Genomic DNA, 19,461 nt, shown 5'->3' on the forward strand with positions numbered 1-19,461 from the left:
CTGAGCATTGGCGGCAACCATTTTATTCATGCTCTGCGAAGAAACATTGATATCAACATTATCCTCTTCAACAATCAGATTTATGGGCTGACGAAAGGGCAATATTCACCCACATCTGAGATGGGGAAGGTGACAAAATCGACCCCTTTCGGTTCACTTGACAGACCGTTCAATCCACCCGCGGTAGCATTGGGATCTCAAGCTACGTTTGTGGCGCGGACTGTGGACAAATATGTGCACCATATGCAGAACATGTTACGTCGCCAGTACGATCATAAAGGGACAGCATTTCTGGAAGTATACCAGAATTGTCTCATTTTCAATGATGGTGCCTTCAAAAAGCTGTCGGACAGGAAGATCAGGGACGACAATGTTCTTTTTTTAGAGCACAGCAAACCGATGATTTTTGGCAAAGAAAAGAATAAGGGACTTCGTCTTGACGGGTCGACGCCCCAGGTTGTATCGCTTGAGAAAGACTATTCGCAAGACGATCTGGTAGTCCATGATGAGAACGACCGCAACTTGGCCGGGATTCTGGCAAACCTGACCTATATGCACGAGTTCCCGGCGCCTGTGGGAGTTCTATATCAGGAGGAAGAGCAGACCTATGACGATCTTCTCGTGCAGCAGATTGAGCAAGCGAAAGAAAAACTTGGCGAAGGTGATCTTCAGACGCTTATAGCAGGGACGGACACATGGGAGGTCTCTTAACCCGCCCGCCTGCTCGGGAAACCCGTTGTTTTCCTACCTTTACATTCTCTCAACATTCATTCAGAAAAAGGATTAGTTATGTCTTTTCGAACTGAGAAAGATACTATGGGCAAGATCGAAGTGCCGTCCGATCGGTATTGGGGCGCGCAGACCCAGCGGTCACTTCAAAACTTCAAGATTGGCGGTGAGCAATTCCCAAGAGGGTTTATCAGGGCGTACGGTCTGGTAAAACAGGTTGCCGCCGAGGTTAACAGTGAAATTGGTGTGTTAGATAAAGATTTGGCAAAAGCCATCGGTGAGGCGGCACAGGAGGTGATTGACGGCAAACTGGACGACCATTTCCCTCTGGTTGTCTGGCAGACAGGCAGCGGCACACAGACGAACATGAACTTCAATGAGGTCATTGCCAACCGCACCATTGAAATGTCCGGTGGCGAGATGGGCTCTAAGACGCCTGTGCATCCCAATGATCACGTTAACAAGTCACAGTCCACCAATGACACATTTCCGTCAGCAATCAATATTGCCGCTGCCATGCAGATCAATGAACATTTGTTGCCCAAAGTGAAAGGGCTCAGGGGCGCCTTAACGGCAAAGGCAGAAGAGTTTTCGAAAATTGTCAAACTGGGTCGGACCCATCTTCAGGATGCCACACCCCTGACACTGGGACAGGAGTTTTCCGGCTATGCATCCCAGCTGGACCATGCCTTGTCGGCTGTTGAAAACGCTTTGCCTCATCTGTACGAACTGGCGTGGGGTGGCACGGCTGTTGGGACAGGTCTGAATGCACCTGAAGGGTATGCCGAAAAAGTGGCGGATAGGATTGCCGAGAAAACTGGTTTGCCGTTTAAAACTGCACCAAACAAGTTCGAAGCCATGGGAGCTCATGATTCGGCCGTAGAGATGTCCGGCGCTCTGAAAACAATGGCTGCCTCTCTAAACAAGATCGCCAATGATATCAGGTGGCTTGCCAGCGGTCCTCGCTCTGGCATTGGTGAAATCTCTTTACCTTCTAATGAACCCGGTTCATCTATCATGCCAGGTAAGGTGAACCCTACACAGGCGGAGGCCATCACCATGGTGGCTGCCCAGGTGATGGGAAATGACACAACACTTACTGTGGCCGGTGCATCGGGAAACTTTGAGTTAAATGTCTTCCGTCCTGTTATTGCATTCAACCTGCTTCAGTCCGTAAAGCTTCTGGGAGATGCGGCTGACTCCTTCAGTGTGAACTGCGTTGCCGGAATTGAGCCCAATCTCGACCGCATCGATCATAGCCTCCGCAACTCCCTCATGCTGGTGACGGCCCTGACGCCCTATATCGGCTACGACAAGGCCGCCGGAGTGGCCAAGAAAGCTCACGCCGACAATGCTACCCTGCGTGATACAATTATCAAATTGGGGTATATGACGGGTGAGGAATTCGATGAGCGCGTCAAACCAGAGGATATGGTGTCTCCCGCGAAGCAAACCTGAGAACGCAACACAAAGGTATATTGTGCTGGAGAAGCTGACTGACACAGTTCTCCTGTCAAAGAGGCGTCGTCTTGCAGGATGGGGAACAGAACTTTTTCTTCATATCGGCGTTGCAGAAACTGACGCGGGCCAATTGCTCAGTCGGCCCATTCAGTCTTAACTTCCAAAGAGATGGCAAAGAAGAAAAAGTCACAGACAAGCTGGGCCCGAACATACTTACGGATCGCCTCCATCACGATAGTCTGCATGGTGGCAGGACTGATTTATATCTGGGTTCTTTCGCGAGATCTGCCTTCCCTGGAGCAATTGGAGAACTTTGATCCCGATCTTGTCACACGGATCTACTCTTCCGATGGCGTCATGCTGAAAGAGCTTTACACGCAGCGCCGGGTTTTTGTGGACTTGGAGAAAATCCCTTCCTATCTGGCTGACGCGGCTGTGGCCTCCGAGGACCGGCGGTTTGAATCTCACTGGGGCATCTCCATGCGGGACTTCATGCGGGCAATAGTAATCAATACACTGACCCTCAGTTACCGTTCCGGATTCAGCTCCATTACACAGCAGCTGGCCCGCAATCTTTATGATACCATAGGTTTCAGAAAAACGATTGCCCGCAAGATGAAGGAAGTCATCACCGCCATTCAGATCGAGAAAACCTATACCAAGGAAGAAATTCTTGAGATGTATCTCAACTCTGTCCATTTCGGTCACGGCACTTACGGTGTGCAAGCTGCCGCCAAGCGGTATTTCAGTAAGGATGTATGGGACCTTACCCTGGATGAAAGTGCCTTGCTGGTCGGCGTACTGCCGGCGCCTGTGCACTACAGTCCTATCAATCACGTTGATGAAGCCCGGCGGCGACGGGATGTTGTGCTCCGTTTAATGCGGGACCAGGGTAAGATTACCCAGTCCCAATACAGTGAGGCGCGAATCATGGAATTGCGCGTGAAAGTGGAGCGGGATGATCTGGGAATCGCGCCCTATTTTACTGAACATATCAGAAGGATTCTTGAAAGGGAAGACGAGGCTCTCGACATCGATATCTATCGGGATGGTCTCGAAATTTACACAACACTCGATAGCCGCATGCAGAAGGCTGCCGAAGAAGCGGTTTCGAGGTCGGTTAAAGCAAATCAGGAAGTCCTCAATAAGCGGTTCTACAGTGACCGGGAGGAGTTCGAGCAGTTGGCCTATCTGGGAATCTATCCGGAGGATTCCGTGCGCATCATGCTGCAAGGGGAGATGGAACTCTACGAGGAGCTGCGGGACAAGCTTCTGGTTCAGGCGGCACTTGTGGCCATCGATCCTTCCACCGGTGAGATCAGGGCCATGGTTGGTGGCCGACCCGATTATCATGATCAGTTCAACAGGGCGACGCAGGCAAAACGGCAGCCCGGATCTGTCTTTAAACCGTTCATCTATACCGCTGCCATAGACAACGGCTATCCGGTGACGAAACAGCTCCACAATCAGCCTGTGGTATTGAATGTCCAGAACGCTCAAGGAGAGTGGGAGAAGTGGATGCCGCGCAACTACGACAATTCAACGGGAGGGTTAACCACCCTTCGCGAAGGTCTGCGACGGTCACTGAACCTGATTTCGGTGAGACTGGTGCAGGAACTTGTCCCTCCTGAGGTGGTGGTGCGGACCGCCAAAAGAATGCACATATCTTCGCCAATCCGTGCAGTGGATGCTATCGCACTCGGCACATCGGAGGTCTTCCCGCTGGAGGTGACGTCAGCCTACGCAACTTTCGCTCACAAGGGGGTATGGTGCAAACCGATGGCGATCACGAAGATTGTAGACCGCTTCGGAGTCACCATCAAGGAGTATTATCCTGAGAGGCAGGAAGTGCTGAGTGAAGAGACGGCATTTATTATGACGGACTTACTGCGGACGGTAGTGGACCGGGGGACTGGCGGCCGTGTTCGCTGGATGTTCAAGTTTAATCATCCGGCAGGGGGTAAGACCGGAACCACTCAGGGGTGGACAGACGCTTGGTTTGTGGGATTCAGTCCCCATCTCGCGGCCGGAGTGTGGTTCGGCGTGGATGATCCGCAGGTGAGTCTCGGCGAGAAGCAGGACGGTAGCAGGGCAGCACTCCCCGCGTGGGCGCGCTTCATGAGGACAGTCCACGATACGATGGGATGGAAATATCAGAATTTTGACGCTCCCGCCGGGGTATCTCGGGCGGAGATTTGCAAGGTGACAAAAGATCTCCCCACGCGCTACTGCTCCACGGAAAAGGAGTATTTCATTTCACGTTACTCGCCGTCGCGGACTTGCAGGGTTCACACGGAAGCAGCAACCAGGCGGGGCCGGGAAAGAGAGAATTAGTATACAAGTGGTGCAGGCCGGATGGGTTCCTCACTGATCTTGATGGCCCGCGAGACGTTCTCGGCGGCTGAATCGACTGTATCTTTATCCCCACCTGTACAGACAGCAAGTACCTCTCCTGTGGCAACCGGATCGCCAATTTTTTTCTTAAGATAGATACCGCCGCACGATACTAGTTGCCGTTTACCATCCTTATGATATACCGTAAGTAGATTTACATTCTCGCCGATTGTAAGAGTATCCATCTCTGAGAGGAAACCGGAGCGGTCGGCAATAATCTCCCCGCTCAACGCCGGATCAGCTGGGAGATATGGATTGTCCAGTGAGGAGATGTCTCCGCCGTGAGCGCTGACCATCTTAAGGAACAGCTCAAAAGCACGACCACTTTCTATCAAAGCATTCTGGATTTTTCGTGCTTCATCTTCCGATTTCGCCGCCGCCGACTGCAGTAGAAGAGACACACCAAGTTTCAGCACCACCTCTTTTACATCTTCAGGGCCTTCTCCCTTTAAAATGTCCACTGCTTCCACCACTTCGTTCCAGAGCCCTGCACTCCAACCGAGAGGCTGATTCATATCCGAGTAGACTACTTCAGTTGAAACACCGTAATGTTCTCCCACCATAGACAGTTTTTCACCCAGCTGGCGCCCCTTTTCAAGAGTGGGCATAAAGGCACCGTTCCCCACCGTGATATTGAGTGCGAGGCCTTTCACACCCTCAGCAATTTTCTTGCTCATGATGCTGCCGCTGATGAGGGCGATAGACTCCACAGTTCCCGTCCTGTCTCTCAGGGCATACATTTTTTTATCAGCCGGACAGATGTTGTCAGTCTGACCGATCATGCTGATACCAACAGTCTCCACGATGCGTCGGAATTCTTCTAATGAGATGTTTGCCTGATATCCCGGGATAGATTCCAGTTTGTCGAGGGTTCCTCCGGTGTGTCCGAGGCTTCTGCCTGAGATCATCGGAATCGCAAGGCCGGCTGCCGCCATGAGCGGACCTAAGACGAGGGAGACCTTATCTCCAACACCTCCCGTGCTGTGCTTGTCTGCAACGAACTGAGACAAGTGTGAAAAATCCATCGTTTCGCCAGATGTGAGCATGGCATCCACCACTGCCAGGATTTCATTGTCGGTCATACCGTTTTTGTGTACCGCCTGCAGCCAGCGTGTCATGGTCTCGTCACCGACGGAGCCTGCGCTGTAGTCGTGGATAAGTGATCTGATCCCAGCCGGAGAATTGGCCTTGCCGTTCAATTTTTCGGCCGCAAGAGTGTCCGGGTTCACGGTTTTTTTCTCTTATTGAAAAACTTGAGCAACGATGCTAGGCGAAACGAATTGGTATCCTTGGAGGCAATAAAGGAGAGGTAAGCTCCTACTATCCCAAGTATCAGATTGGGTCCCCACATAGCAAGTTCAGGAGAGAGAAAATTCCGGTCAGCAAGCTCTTCTCCTCCGATGAGGAAGACCCAGTAGATGAGAAAAAATCCGAGACTTAAGCTGATGGCAGTTACAAAACTTCCGCGACGGGCCATGATTCCCAGAGGAGCACCAATCAGCACGAATACGATACATGCGACTGGTATAGAAAATTTCTTATGCATTTCCACAGTATAGCGATTTGCACTGCGGGAATATCCTTCCATAATCTGGCTATCTGACTTAATTCGCCCAATTAAGCTGTCGATCCTGCGGGTTTTGCCGATAAGCTCTTTTTGGGTGAGAGTTGTGTCCTCTTGTATCTCTTTAAGATATGAATGCAGTACTGTCACCAGCTGTTGAAAATCGTCTGGCACTGAAACATCAGGAAACTCTTTGTGGATCTGTTTGGCAACGCGCTCTTTGACACTCATAATCTTTCTGTGGTAAGTAGCGATTTTTTCGCGCATCATGCTGTAGGTCATTTCACGATCAGTACGTGATGCTGTATCGCGACGTTGAAGTGTCAGATCGTCGGCGGGGATGGTTATCCTGTGACGTTCAAAAGCAATCCTGCGGTAGTTTTGGTAGTTCTTTACATCGAGTTCGTGGATCTCCCCGTTATAGAGAGTGACAAGGATAGCGTCCCCCAGTGCGTCGAACGTCCCCTCTTCAGCGTGGATGGAGGTCTGTGTGGTGGTTCGATCCTTGCCGTAGATTCTCACCCCCTGATAACGGTTGCCACGCTTGCCCTTGACGATGAAACTGTATTCGGGCAGATTATCGATGAAATAGCCTGCCTCAACATTGAGATCGGGACGCTTGCGATAGATATCGCGGGCCAAGGTTCTCGCTTTGTGGTTCATCTTAGGTAGAACTGTATTGTTGAAATAGGTGAGAGGTGTCGCCACCGCGATACTGAAAGCGAGGGCCGGCCAGAGGATGGTTGCGAAACTGATGCCGGATCCCTGCATGGCCGTCGTTTCATTGTCCTCAGAGAGGCGGCCGAACGCCATCAGCGTTGCTACGAGAACAGCCATGGGGATAGCAAGAGCAAGAATCCACGCCGTGTTTAAGAAAAGATATTCAAGGATAACGCCTGTGGGGAGCCCCTTGCCGAGGAATCTGTCTATTGCGCGCAGGAAAAAGTTGATGAAAAGCAGAAAGACAAGGATCAGGAGCGCATAAAAGAATGGAAGCAGGTGTTCCTTGAGGATGTAGCGGGTGACTAATCGCACGACCTTTTCTCAGTTATGTTTCAAAATAAAATACGGAAGAAGGGGGAGGGTTACAACAAATGCCAGTCAAGTATGGATGACGGATCTTGGTATAGTTTTCTGCTAGACCGACTTTAATTCAGCATTCTGAATTCTACGATCCGCATTAGTTTGGGTGAGGGACGGGACTCGAACCCGCGGCCACCAGGGCCACAACCTGGAGCTCTATCCTGCTGAGCTACCCCCACCATTGTTACTAAGAATCATAACACAATATTCAAACTTTGGTTCCAGGCACGATAATTTACGAAGAAGGAGTCAAATTCTTGCCAACGATTTACCTCCCAAATTCCGATATTGACCTTAACAAAATGTGATATGGCAAGATAGTGAGATAACCTGTTGAACTGTAGGCGTTCTGTCATCACATGCTATTGACAAGATCGGAATCAGGGGACCTTAGAGTGCAAAATGAGGGTAGATTTTCCCGGGAGTCGCAGTGTGAAAGTTTTTGTGGATTTGTTGATATTTCGCTATAAATTTGCTTTAAGAGAAAGTAGAACCGCATAAACAGCAGCTATCCTATATAGAAGTCGTTCATCTCCCCGTTCCCGAATATAATTTCCCCGCAGAAGCCAGGTGTCTATTTTCTAGCGTTAGATGAGTAGTAAATCAAGTAAAGGAGTCAGATAAAATGGCTGATCGTGAAAAAGGCACAGTAAAGTGGTTTAACCCCAAGAAGGGTTTTGGGTTCATCTCAAGAGAGAGTGGGGAAGATGTCTTCGTTCATTTCTCTTCAATTATGGGTGAAGGTTACCGGACCCTTATGGAAGGCGAGGAAGTGGAATTCGAAGTCGCCTCTGGAGAAAAAGGTCTGGAAGCCAAGGAAGTGGGCCGACTGGGCTAGCCTTAAAGTTAAAAAGAAGAAAAGGGGCCTGGACGGTTGTCTGTGCCCCTTTCTTATTGTCTATATGCGGAAATTTCTGTTCCTTCTCTGTTCACCCTTCTCCGCTTACAACTTTTAAAGAGAGTGTGAGCGCGAACTGAGCCACCGGTTCATCAGAAATAGAGGGTACAGTAGCAATCACCTTCACCGGGCAATTGATTCTTTCTCCTGTCCGTGCTGTCTCCTCCACCACGTCTGAGATAATCCTCCCATCGGTACACGTGAAATGGACGTCCCCTTCCGCCCGCTTGAGAAAGTGTGCCTCGAAGTCCTTGTAAATGAACTTTGCCTTCCGTCCCTCTCGCCTGATCTGAAAAAGGGCGATTACCGCAGCGGCGAGTTCAGCGCCTACGGACATGGCGGCGATATACATGCCACCCTCGTGATTTCTGGTTTTGCGCCTGTGGGGGATTTTGATTACACATTTTTCGTCATTCAGCTCCACTACGGAGGGTCTGCATGACCAGAGAAGGGGAATTCTGGCAAATCCGTAGGCGCGTAAAATAAGGGTAGCTCGAGCAGTGTGAGAAAGAATAGTCATGTGAGTAAGACGCACTCGCTGTGGCGGAAGCAATCTACGAGATGATCGTTCACCATCCCAACCGCCTGCATGTGGGCGTAGCAAACAGTTGTTCCGAAAAACTTGAAGCCCCTTTTTTTCATGTCGGCGCTGATTTCATCGGACAGTGGAGTAAAAGCAGGAATCTCTGAATCCTCCTTCCATCTGTTCACAATCGGTTTTCCGTTCACGAAGTTCCAGAGGTAGTTCGTAAAGCCGCCGAACTCAGAGGCGACCTGCAGGAACTGCTGCGCATTGTTGATGGTGGCTCGGATTTTGGCCTGATTCCTGACAATACCTTTGTCGGAAAGAAGATGCTGAACGTTGCTCTCGTCATAGCGTGCCACCTTGTCCGCATCAAAACCGTCGAACGCTGATCTAAAATTCTGTCGTTTGTTCAGAATGATTTCCCAGTTGAGTCCTGCCTGAAACGACTCAAGAACAATAAACTCGAACATTTTCTGCTCATCAAAAACAGGCACGCCCCATTCTTCGTCGTGGTATCGAGTGTAACGGGGATTGTTGGAGATGGCCCAAGTACACCTCACTTTACTGTTGATCATTCGTAGTCACTCTTCAATGGTGAGTCCTACAAACTCCTCGGGTCCATTTACGGGATTCAAGCGCACGACTTCACCGCCCGGGAGTTGGACTGAATAGTCGGTCCAGTCGGCGCTTTCGGCGTGGCGTGGGTCAGGGTGGTAGTAGTCGGTGGAGACGTAATGGGCACCGCTGGCTAAGGCGAAGTCGCGACGGGAGGTGTCACCGCTGCGTGCTTCCTCTGTGTCGGAATCGGCCCGGGTCCTGATGAGGTACCCCTGGAGAACAAGCTTTTCAATTTCTTCCGCAGGCGTGTTGATCTTGATGAAGGCTGCTTCGGGAGTGCCCGGATCCGAGTTAGTGAAAAGAGTTCGCCCCGCCAGCGCGACATGTCCTTCCACGTACAAATCCCGTATCTCTCCGCCGTTGTCAAGACCAAAGATAACTTTGCCTCGAGCTTCGCCCAGCGTGGGCCAGCCGTCTGAAAGTACGGCATCTTCGAGTGATGATCGATTGCCTCTTACATTGTCGGGAGTGATGACGCCGGCGAGATTCTCTCCGAACACTTGGCTGATCTCTTCGTCAATTGTATCTAGAGCATCAGCGTCAAAAGTGAGTGGTTCAATGAAACCGCTGAGATTGGGATTGATATTCTCTGCTCCTTCCTCTTTTGCTTCCACCAGGATGAAGATGGGTACATGGCGCGGGTGGGATTCAGACCACGCCTTTACCGTTTCGAGTGCGTCTTTGAATGCCAGGTGGTGCGTCATATAGTCGATGTCGGGAAAGTGAAGCACTTTCAGGCCCGGCTCATCCAGTGCCGCTTCACCCGACTCTACCGGCTCACCGATAAACTGATTGCCCATCCGATTGGCAAACAATCCCCCTTCCGGATCGTAGTATACGTCCAGCTCGATCTGGCGTATGCCGTAGTCGTTGAACTGTACCTCCAGCGGCTCGTGGTCGTAGTCAAAGGAGCGGGCAATCTCCGGCACGAGGATGCTGAGGGTGTTCAGAATCTTCTGATATGTTTTGATGCGGTAACTGTTGTGGCTACCGATGACTTGAATCTCGTTGATGCGGATATTATCTATGTCTGGTGTAGTTTCTTCGTCGCCGCATCCCAGAATCAGCAGGGAAAGGATAAGAAAGTGGACAGCTTGTCGAATCAGTTAAGACCTCCGGATTTCAGGTAATCCAGCAGCAGGTTTGACATAACTCTCATCCCCACTGGAATACATGCATCGTCAGCGCGATAGGTAGGTGTGTGGTGTCCCCCGGAGGTGGTGCCCGGTTTGACCTGCCCAAGCCGAAAGAAGAAGCCGGGCGCCACATTTGCATAGTAAGCAAAGTCTTCGCCACCCATGGTAGGATCGAGTATAATGACGTTGTCCCTGCCGGCGATTCGTTCCATCGTAGGCATCATCTTTTCTGCCAGGGCGGGGTCATTGATGGTGGCTGGTGTACCACGGTCATAATCCATCGTATAGCTGCCGCCGTAGGCGCTGGTGATGCCGTCCAGAATCTCGTGCATCCTGCGTTCGACGGCGGCGCTCACATCGGGACTGTAAGATCGAACTGTCCCTTCAAGGTGCACCTCCGCCGGGATGATATTAAAACGCTCGCCGCCTTTGAAGATACCTACGGTGATGACACTCGGTTCAAGGGGGGGAAGCGTACGGGCGCGAATGGTCTGGAATGCAGTTACTACCTGAGAGGCCATAACGATGGGATCGACTGACTTGTGGGGTGCGGCGCCGTGTGCCTGTTTCCCGTGGATTTTGATGATGAATTGATCTACTGCTGCAAGAGCTGGCCCGACAGTAAATCCGACCTTGCCTACTTCCAGGTCAGAGAGTGTATGAAGACCAAAGATGGCACCCGGTATGGGTGCCTCCATGACGCCTTCCTCCACCATCAGTTCAGCACCGCCCCGTTCACCCGGTGGTGGTCCCTCTTCGGCCGGCTGGAAAATGAATTTCACCGTACCGGGAAGATCCTTGCGCATGGAGGAGAGGACTGAGGCGACGCCCAGTTGCACCGCAGTATGAATATCATGCCCACAGGCGTGCATGATACCGACCTCCTTGCCAAGGTATGTGGTAGTCTCTGTGGAGCTGAAGGGCAGATCGGTGTCCTCAGTGACAGGTAGTGCATCCATATCGGCCCGCACCGCAACCACGTGACCCGGTTTTCCACCAACCAATATACCCACGACACCTGTGTGGGCTACATCCGTTTTCACTTCCATCCTTAGCTTTTTCAGATGGTTGGCCACCAATTCAGCCGTTTTAAACTCACGATTGCCCAATTCAGGGTTCTGATGTATGCTGTGGCGCATGTCTGTTATTTCAGCCGTGAACTTTTTGACTGCGGCATCAATGTTTCTGTACTGTGCGCTGTTCTGTAACGGAATAGCTATAACCAGTGCAATAAATGCGGTTACGCTGCGTCTGAATGAGTACATCTTAGTGTCCTTATATTCATTATTGGTTTAGATTTATACATATGCTGTGAAATACATTTTATTCCTGCCCTCGGAATGTTTTGAACAGTAACAGTATGTGTGTATATGTGTATACACATATGTGATGTCTGGTTTAAGTAACGCAGCCAGGATCCTTAGGTCTGTAAGCACCTTCAGATTAACATTTGTGGATTCTTTTTATGAAACCATTCATCTTGTGTATCATCCGGTAGATAGTTACTGATATGAAATCAGTCATCTTAATTGTGAATTTGCCTCTGTAAAACATGAGATGCAAGAGAAGAAGAGTTGTGAAGGTTGATAATTGACAATAAAGGAAACTATCGATCAGAGAAAGAGGTATTGTTAATCGAAATCAATGAAGTGGATAAACACACTATTCTCTTTATGAGCAGGTTGCAGATTTTGTGCGTAAATGAGACTTCCATGTAAATATGACAAAAAAATTAAGCTCTACTGGAAGAACTATATTTATCAGAGTAGTTTTGCGGCTGTTTCTGTCTTCATCATTTTTCTGATATTGACGATTGAACATGCCGTTGTGGTGGCATCCATAGGCTCTACGGCGCTTATTGTTTTTTCCATGCCGAACAGTATCGCGGCAACACCCAAACGAGTTATAGGTGGCCACATGATTGGATTTCTCTCAGGATCTCTGATTGGTATCATTGCTCACGGGCCGGCATTTTACCTTGCACTGGTCTATGCTAAGCTGTTGGAGTTACACTGTTAGGTATGGTTGTAGCTGATATGGAACACCCTCCCACTGCGGGAACAGCGTTGGGCATAGCGATGACGGGTTATTCTAGGGAAGCTGCCATGGCGATCATGACTAGTGTTGTTATCCTCGCACTGATCCATAAGTTGGCGCGGCCATATATCAAAGATCTGGTTTAGACTGATACCCTGTTTTGGGGTTAACGGATTCAGAAGCTAAATGAAAGGCCGATCAAAAATTTGGTGGCCGTAATAGTCTCATGGGTACCGCCAGGCGTGTAGTTGTCGCTACTGCGTTGCTTCCATTTCCCGTAGAGATAGGTTATATCTAAAGTGATATTGCGCATGATGTTTACGCCCAGACCGGCGGTGGTGAATTGTTTATCTTCATCTGAAGTATCTGAACCCAGTGAAGGCGAAGGATAAAGGGCGTAGCCGACGCGGAAGCTTAGCGGTAGTTGGCTAATCAATGGTAATGTCAGTTCTGCTCCTGTGTGGATTTCAATGGTGGCACGGTAATTGAGCCTGAGAGAATCGTTCTGAACCGACAGATTAGCTATCTGCGGGTCGTTCATATCTGCATCGGCCAGGTCGTATTGTGTATCTGACCAATCGCGGTAACGTGCCGCTGCTGAAAGAGTGAGAAATCTGGAGGAAAAAGAGGCGCCTCCGTCCACATACCAGGGTAAGGACACCTCGTAATTCCATATTCCCGAGAATGCTGTATCGGCTTCGAAACCGTCATCAAAGATCAGGACTTCACTGCTGGAGTAGTCCTCTCTCATTCTCATATTTGTCGGCAAGCTGAATGTTCCGCCGAGAGCCAGGAGATTGCCGGCTTTTACGATTCCGCCCACTTTGATGAGATAGCTGTCGTGAGTGACGTTCAGCCTCCGGCTGACACTGTAAGAGTGAAAATCGCCCGGGTAGTTGATATATTCATCTATACTGTCATTCTGCTCGAAAAGGAATCTGAAATTCTCCTCACCCAGGAGACGAGAGACAGTGACTCCCAAAGTAGTATTTGGTGATAGAGCGATCCCGGCTGCTATGCTGAATTGATCGATACCCCCCTCGTTTGTGATTTCTTCAGCACGCTGAACATTTCTGTTAAACAGGTAAAAACTGGACACGGAACTTTCGTCTTTAATCTCAAAGCCAAGTTGATTGTTTTGCCTGCTGAATCCGCTGAATCTTAGATTTTCATCGAAATCGGCGATGTGGCTGAAACCAAATGCAAAAACAAGACTTCCTCTGGTTGTAGGCAAGGGTACTGTCATGCCGAAGGCTGCTGGCCGGTTGTAGAATTGGCTATCGGTTGTACCTTCATCAGCATACACAACTTCGTTAGAGAAGTTGAGGTTAGAGAACTCGCCGAAGATAGTACTGTTTCGCATCGCTGCCAGCCCGGCGGGATTCCAGTAGAGAGACGTGTAGTCATCTGCCAGCGACGTATAGGAACCTCCCATGGCCAGAGCGCGTGTGCCGAAACCCATTTCCCTCTCCATGATGTGGATGGCGTCATAGGCGGTCTGCCCACAAAGAGAAGAGGAGAGAGTTGACAGAAGAAAAAGAGTGATACCTTGGAAAGCGAGGAGACAACAGTGGGTTCGCTTCATGAGCGGATCAATCGTAATATGCGGCGAAGAGAGCTTTTACTTATTGCGTTTCGAGCTTACAGAGGAGGAGCCGGAACTCGACCTGGTGCCGGAAGAAGAGCGGGTAATCGTTCCACTGCCCGACGGGCTTGACGATGAAAGGCTTCCATAGCTTGAGGCTCGTCCGCTCCGTGTCACTGAACCGTTGCTTCGCCTCCCATCATATGAGTTATTGTTCCGGCCGTAGGACGAACGACCCGGAGTTATCAGTCTAACCCGCTTCATTTCGTTCTCTGCCAGTGCGATTGATAGCGGTTCAGACCGCCGGATAGACAGATTCGATCCGCCACTGCGCCGATCCCAGGTTCGTTTCTTGTGGGGGGAGGTAAAAGCAGCCAGGTAGTCAGGATTCGTATAGCCGTATGGGTTGCCGCTATAACCGTATCCGTATGGATATCCAAACTGATAGTTCATACCGTAGTAGTAATCAGAAAATCCCCAGTGGTTGTATCCGTACCTGTAAAATGGATCGCCGTACGGGCTGAAGCTCGAAAGAAACGGTTCGAAATCAGAATAGACATAATTGATATCGTAAGGATAGTCGTCTTCATCAATGACGGGAGATTCCGCCGCTGGTTTTACGGGATGGAACCAGGCGAGCTGTGTATAACACCCTTCAGCGGAAAACAGCACGAAGAGTAGAACAAGTGAAACTATAATGCCCTTTTTCATCTCTAATTCAAGGTACGCCTAAGTGGGGTGAAAATCAACAGTTTTATTGACGGACAGGAAGCAGTAGTAAACGTAAGGTGAATTTGCTAAGAAAATTGTTAGATTCTCTGCGGTTACAGCGTATTGTCTGTTCGACTGTAGTGCATCGTAATGGAATGTGATAAGCACATCGGCGCGATATTGCGAACAAAGTTGGAGAATAATTTGTCAGCAAGACTGTACCTGTCAGTCATAGTCTCACTTTTCTTCTCGGCCTGTATTCCTGTTATCCCGGTCCACAGGCCAGCACTGCCTCAAACTGAACCGAAGATGAGCCGCTCATCGAAGGGAGTCGTCGTGACGGCCCATCCGCTGGCAACGGATGCCGGTGTTAAGATGCTGCAGGCCGGAGGAAATGCTGTGGATGCTGCTGTCGCCGCCGCCTTCTCGCTTGCTGTGGTGGGGCCGAGTATGAGCGGCATCGGCGGCCGGGCTCAGATTCTCATCTATACAGCACAGGGAGAGATTCACGGTATCGATGCAACCACGCAGGTGCCGTCGAATTATGATCACGAGACAGCCCCGCAAGCCAAGTACGGTTATCCTACGGTAGCAGTTCCCGGTGTGGTAGCCGGCCTGACGAAAGCATCGCAACTGTTCGGGACACTGCCCAGAGAGACCGTAATGGCGTCGGCGATTGAATATGCCGGGGACGGCTATCCGATTCTTCCGGGGGAACTGTTTCGTCAATCATTGGTGATTGAAAAGATGAAAGAATTCGAAGGGACCAGACAACATTTCCTCAAAGCGGATGGTTCATTGTACAGTGCGGGAGAGACGTTTGTTCAAAAGGATCTTGCCGCTGTCCTGGAGGCCGTTGCCGCTGAGGGACCAGACGTCTTTTATCGAGGCTGGATTGCTGAAAAGATGGTGCTGGATGTGCAGCGCAACGGTGGTGTGCTGACGCGTGAATCGCTGGCAGATTACCGTGCTGAAGAATCACATATTGTGACGGGAAGCTACAGGGGTTACGATCTGGCCGCGCTCTGGACGCCCTCGTACGGGGCCATTGCCATCGAGGCCCTGCAGATCCTGGAGCAGTTTCCTGACTCGCTGTTTGAGGGGCCCGATTGGGCCAGAGCCATCTACCACGGAATATCCGCGGCCTATCTTGACCGTAAAGAGCAGAAATCGCTGGCGGACGCTCACCGCCTCACTTCTAAGGAGTGGGCCAAATTTCGTGCTGCCGAGACAGGCTTGCTGCAGGAAGAAGCTGACGCATCGAAATCGCTGCCGCCTGGCAGTCGGTATGCCGGGCCCATATCGCCAGCCGCCTGGACTGAACCGTACGCTCACACGAGTCACCTGACTGTAGTGGATCGTGACGGTATGATCGTCTGCCTGACGCAGACTGTGGGCCCCATCATGGGCTCCAAGGTAGTGACGCCGGGACTCGGTTTCATCTACGCCGCCACACTGGGAGGATATCTGGGAGAGATGCAGGCGGGCCAGCGGGCGGTGTCGCACATTGCTCCGCTGCTGGTTCTGAAGAATGATCGACCACTGATTGCCATGGGTGCCGCCGGCGGCAGCCGCATCATTTCAGCTCTCGTCGCCATCACAAGTAGAATCATAGATCAGGGCAGACCGCTTTCAGAAGCAGTCGCCCTACCGAGGGTTCATCCGACAGAAGCGGGAATAGACCTGGAGCGGACAGGCGAGGGAGGATGGTCAACGCAAGACAGCAGTTATCTTGCGGGGCTCGGCTATTCCATTACCATGAAAGACCGCCCGGGGATGTTCGGCAGGGCAAATATCGTCATGTTGGATACGTTGTCGGGGGAGTGGATTGGTGTCTCTGATCCCGATTGGGAAGGGACAGCCGGTGTACCGCTGAAGTAGAATTATGCCGGCGGCCTGATAGATGACCATTGCTGGAGCAAAGAGATACTTCGTCTGCAGCTACGGGGGCTGCGCAAGCTGGACCCTGCGCCGGTTCCTGCAGCATTACGGAACCGCCTATCATATTCACAGCTGCCGCCCGCCTGAGTTTCTGACGCTGCCCGTTTCGCGAAAGCCGGTTCACAGACTGTTCAATTACGGCGTGAAAGAGCATTTCGGCAGCGCGCGGAAGGACAGAATCCGTGACACCTCAAACTGCAGCGTCATCTATCTCTTCGTCAAGCCGGCGTATTCTATTTTCAGCCGCAAGGCGTTCAGTCAGAGACACCTGCGGAGTATCGGCGTAGAGCGAAAAAACCTGAGGAAGCTGAGGAAGCTCTCCCGTGAAGAATACATCACCAGCGGAGAGGATCTGATCGACTACGAGAGCTTCTTCCATAACTATGTGACGCGGGGAATCAACAGGAACTACGACATCATCGCCGTGAATGTTCACAAGCTGTGGAATGATCTGGAATCCTTCTTCACGCTTACAGACCTACCGCTGTCTGAACTGGAGAAGTTTCCGCAGAGACAGCCCCACAGGTTCGCGGAAAAGGTGGAAAAGTATCTGAACTTCGCCTACCGGGCGCTGAATGAGAAGATTGATGCCATGGCGCCGGTCACGCTTATTGAGGGTAGAGACAAGGATTGATTTCGGGGAGACCGGCATTCACCAATCGGGTTATGAGACCCACGAATGTTCTGCTACTTGGCTATTCTAATTTTCATAAGAAAGATTTGAGATTTTAGTAGTTCTGTTGCCCCTTCCCATTTTTCAGTTGATAATGCATCATCATGCTCCTTCTCTGCCTCTAATGTGGCATTTCTTATTTGAGCGGCCCATGTATCGATTAGTGAGTAACCCTCATCTAAGAACGTATTACTGAATTCTGCCTTTAGTTGATCGTATTCTTCCGTATAGCTCGCCCATCCCTTGGTTATTTTGTCACAACTGGCTGACCACTGCCAGATCTGCCATTCACCATAAGGAAAAGGCTCACAATTATTGGTAGTTTCCCCCCAGCCATCTGCTATGGCTGTAATTGGGTTCTGATATGCCAGGTTATCAAAAGCATTATCAACGTCCCATGGGATAAGATGCAATCTTTGACTACCTGGTTCCTCATACCAATAATAATTATGATTCTTAGAACCACCCTTATCCGTATACCAATGAAACGCTCCGTCATCATTTCTGATCGCTCTATCTACAACCGCATATGAAATGATTTCATTTACATCCATGTAATCAGCGATAACGCTTTGTAATTGAGACGAGTCTGCACGTGCTATTTTTTGACCAAAACTCTTAATAATATCTAAAGATGGACCTTCATCCTCATTAGTTTTTAATGCATCATACAGTTTTTGATCTTTTTGCGGTTCACCATTGCTTTGGAGAGGCCAGACTTCCTTGTAAAGGTTTCCTTCTCCATCATCAAAGTTATATCGTGTGAATTGGCCATCAACTTGTTCAGTGAGTGCGTATAAACCAGAATATTCATCATTTATGATTAGTCTTGCATGGACTGAACGAGGAGCGGGTACCCCCATACTTCTAAATAACCAGTATCCTAGTCTCTCATGCATCTGAGAAGGGTCCAGGTTTTGAGAATGAAATTGCAGTTTTTTTAGACCATAAAATTTATCATCTCTACCCTCCCAATTAATACTAACCTTCATAGATAATTTGGTGCATATTTTTTCCCCAGAAGGATCAAACACATCCTTTCCGGACAAACAGCCTACAAATGCTCCAATATCGCCCTTATATCTGATCCCAACGGGACTAACTGTGTCTCCCTTAAAAATCAGCATACCTTCAACATTTTCTTCCGCTGCGGGATCCGCATCAATTTCTGCCAAAGCGTTGCTTGGAATCTTCAACTCAAAAGTATGTAATGATTCTTGGTCAAATATATAATCTGAGTCCAGATTAAGATATTGCTCAGAACCTTTGGGCGTAATCGTTGGAACGGTAAAATCTAGATCTGTATCTACTTTTTCAGCTATACCCGAAGTCCAAAGTAATAAAAGTGATATCAGTAATGTCCTTTTCACATCCAAGTTTACCCATCATCCCACAAACAAAAAAGCCCGCTTGATCTTCACTTTGTTACGAAGGACAAATGCGTGGAGCTTAATTAAACCAGACACCAATTCCCTGCTTTCGCAACTGATTACTCAACATTTCTTCTATTTCTTTTGCATCTTTCCTTGTTGGTATGGGATTATACTTTTCATACAATTCCGGTCTCAATCGAATACCGTATTCACGAGCGTATTTATTTGATTTATATGCTTCTTTATGTTGTTCAAACCTTAGGGTTGGTTCTCTGGATGATTGTCCTACATAGACACATTCATTTCCCTCGATATATTCAGGGTTTTGTTGCCGGAATTTCTGAAAGTTGGCAACCTGGGGATCTAACTCAATCACATATACATAATATTTCTTCACAAAGAAAGATTACCCATCATCCACCAAACAAAAAACCCCGCTACTGCGGGGCGCTTGTTTAAATCCTTTGGGTTTTAAGAATGAAACCATTAACAGACACACTCTATTTCCAAAGTAGTCATTTAACAACTACTCAAAATTCTTCCAGAGGAGAAAGTAGTAGTAGAGTAGTTGTATTTCTCTTATACAAAGAAAAACCCCTTAAAACCGTAAGTTGTAGAATTTAAGGGGTTTAACTAGTCGGGGTGGTCAGATTTGAACTGACGACCCCCTGCTCCCAAAGCAGGTGCGCTATCCAGGCTGCGCCACACCCCGAAAGACAATCAAGAGTTGGA

The 19,461-nt window shown here is 49.6% G+C and carries 18 protein-coding genes and 2 tRNA genes; 8 read left to right on the forward strand and 12 right to left on the reverse strand.

What is annotated here, in order from left to right:
• The 3 genes from QF669_06765 to QF669_06775 form a co-directional block, all read left to right on the forward strand.
• Window positions 1–711 (forward strand): thiamine pyrophosphate-dependent enzyme (locus tag QF669_06765; protein ID MDP6457133.1); only part of this gene is annotated, 711 nt, incomplete at its 5' end.
• A gap of 78 nt (window positions 712–789) precedes the next feature.
• Window positions 790–2,187 (forward strand): class II fumarate hydratase, encoded by a 1,398-nt coding sequence (fumC, locus tag QF669_06770; GenBank protein ID MDP6457134.1) that lies wholly within the window; start codon window positions 790–792, stop codon window positions 2,185–2,187.
• 171 nt (window positions 2,188–2,358) lie between these two features.
• On the forward strand, window positions 2,359–4,524 hold the full coding sequence (locus QF669_06775) for a PBP1A family penicillin-binding protein (protein ID MDP6457135.1): 2,166 nt from the start codon (window positions 2,359–2,361) through the stop codon (window positions 4,522–4,524).
• Here the strand turns inward: QF669_06775 and QF669_06780 are convergent.
• The 3 genes from QF669_06780 to QF669_06790 form a co-directional block, all read right to left on the reverse strand.
• Window positions 4,521–5,813 carry a thymidine phosphorylase gene (locus QF669_06780; GenBank protein ID MDP6457136.1) on the reverse strand — a complete coding sequence of 431 codons (1,293 nt, stop codon included), beginning with the start codon at window positions 5,811–5,813 and terminating at the stop codon, window positions 4,521–4,523. The two genes, QF669_06775 and QF669_06780, sit on opposite strands and share 4 nt — an antisense overlap.
• Window positions 5,810–7,183 (reverse strand): LptF/LptG family permease, encoded by a 1,374-nt coding sequence (locus tag QF669_06785; protein ID MDP6457137.1) that lies wholly within the window; start codon window positions 7,181–7,183, stop codon window positions 5,810–5,812. Before QF669_06785 ends, QF669_06780 begins: the two co-directional genes overlap by 4 nt.
• Window positions 7,184–7,336: 153 nt before the next feature.
• Window positions 7,337–7,410, reverse strand: a tRNA-His gene (locus QF669_06790).
• Between the two features lie 446 nt (window positions 7,411–7,856).
• Here QF669_06790 and QF669_06795 point away from each other — a divergent pair.
• Window positions 7,857–8,069, forward strand: a complete 213-nt coding sequence (locus QF669_06795) for a cold-shock protein (protein MDP6457138.1) — start codon at window positions 7,857–7,859, stop codon at window positions 8,067–8,069.
• A gap of 91 nt (window positions 8,070–8,160) precedes the next feature.
• On the opposite strand, the gene QF669_06800 is transcribed toward QF669_06795, so the two are convergent.
• The 4 genes from QF669_06800 to QF669_06815 all read right to left on the reverse strand — a co-directional run bounded on the left by QF669_06800 (window position 8,161) and on the right by QF669_06815 (window position 11,674).
• Window positions 8,161–8,649, reverse strand: a complete 489-nt coding sequence (locus QF669_06800) for a DUF4442 domain-containing protein (GenBank protein MDP6457139.1) — start codon at window positions 8,647–8,649, stop codon at window positions 8,161–8,163.
• A complete protein-coding gene (locus QF669_06805; GenBank protein ID MDP6457140.1) occupies window positions 8,646–9,230 on the reverse strand; it encodes a DNA-3-methyladenine glycosylase I in 585 nt (194 codons plus the stop codon). Before QF669_06805 ends, QF669_06800 begins: the two co-directional genes overlap by 4 nt.
• Window positions 9,231–9,236: 6 nt before the next feature.
• The gene (locus tag QF669_06810) at window positions 9,237–10,286 is read right to left on the reverse strand and encodes a phosphatidylinositol-specific phospholipase C1-like protein (GenBank protein ID MDP6457141.1); all 1,050 of its coding nucleotides are present in this window, start codon (window positions 10,284–10,286) and stop codon (window positions 9,237–9,239) included.
• Window positions 10,287–10,375: 89 nt separating this feature from the next.
• Complete coding sequence (locus QF669_06815) at window positions 10,376–11,674, reverse strand: amidohydrolase (protein MDP6457142.1); 1,299 nt, start codon at window positions 11,672–11,674, stop codon at window positions 10,376–10,378.
• A 436-nt stretch (window positions 11,675–12,110) separates the two neighbouring features.
• Between QF669_06815 and QF669_06820 the strand changes: the two genes are divergently transcribed.
• On the forward strand, window positions 12,111–12,428 hold the full coding sequence (locus tag QF669_06820; GenBank protein MDP6457143.1) for an HPP family protein: 318 nt from the start codon (window positions 12,111–12,113) through the stop codon (window positions 12,426–12,428).
• Window positions 12,429–12,430: 2 nt separating this feature from the next.
• Complete coding sequence (locus QF669_06825) at window positions 12,431–12,592, forward strand: hypothetical protein (protein ID MDP6457144.1); 162 nt, start codon at window positions 12,431–12,433, stop codon at window positions 12,590–12,592.
• 29 nt (window positions 12,593–12,621) lie between these two features.
• Here the strand turns inward: QF669_06825 and QF669_06830 are convergent, their stop codons facing one another.
• Both QF669_06830 and QF669_06835 read right to left on the reverse strand, forming a co-directional pair.
• Window positions 12,622–14,031, reverse strand: a complete 1,410-nt coding sequence (locus tag QF669_06830; GenBank protein MDP6457145.1) for a hypothetical protein — start codon at window positions 14,029–14,031, stop codon at window positions 12,622–12,624.
• Window positions 14,032–14,067: 36 nt separating this feature from the next.
• Window positions 14,068–14,742 carry a hypothetical protein gene (locus QF669_06835; GenBank protein ID MDP6457146.1) on the reverse strand — a complete coding sequence of 225 codons (675 nt, stop codon included), beginning with the start codon at window positions 14,740–14,742 and terminating at the stop codon, window positions 14,068–14,070.
• Between the two features lie 204 nt (window positions 14,743–14,946).
• Between QF669_06835 and QF669_06840 the strand changes: the two genes are divergently transcribed.
• A complete protein-coding gene (locus QF669_06840; protein ID MDP6457147.1) occupies window positions 14,947–16,623 on the forward strand; it encodes a gamma-glutamyltransferase in 1,677 nt (558 codons plus the stop codon).
• A 22-nt stretch (window positions 16,624–16,645) separates the two neighbouring features.
• On the forward strand, window positions 16,646–17,317 hold the full coding sequence (locus QF669_06845) for a hypothetical protein (protein ID MDP6457148.1): 672 nt from the start codon (window positions 16,646–16,648) through the stop codon (window positions 17,315–17,317).
• 53 nt (window positions 17,318–17,370) lie between these two features.
• Here QF669_06845 and QF669_06850 read toward each other — a convergent pair whose 3' ends face one another.
• The 3 genes from QF669_06850 to QF669_06860 all read right to left on the reverse strand — a co-directional run bounded on the left by QF669_06850 (window position 17,371) and on the right by QF669_06860 (window position 19,441).
• Complete coding sequence (locus tag QF669_06850) at window positions 17,371–18,726, reverse strand: CotH kinase family protein (protein MDP6457149.1); 1,356 nt, start codon at window positions 18,724–18,726, stop codon at window positions 17,371–17,373.
• 79 nt (window positions 18,727–18,805) lie between these two features.
• The gene (locus QF669_06855) at window positions 18,806–19,126 is read right to left on the reverse strand and encodes a hypothetical protein (protein MDP6457150.1); all 321 of its coding nucleotides are present in this window, start codon (window positions 19,124–19,126) and stop codon (window positions 18,806–18,808) included.
• 240 nt (window positions 19,127–19,366) lie between these two features.
• Window positions 19,367–19,441 (reverse strand) — tRNA-Pro (locus QF669_06860).
• Window positions 19,442–19,461: the final 20 nt, after the last annotated feature.

The organism is Candidatus Neomarinimicrobiota bacterium (assembly GCA_030743815.1).
Classification (GTDB): domain Bacteria; phylum Fidelibacterota; class Marinisomatia; order Marinisomatales; family S15-B10; genus UBA2146.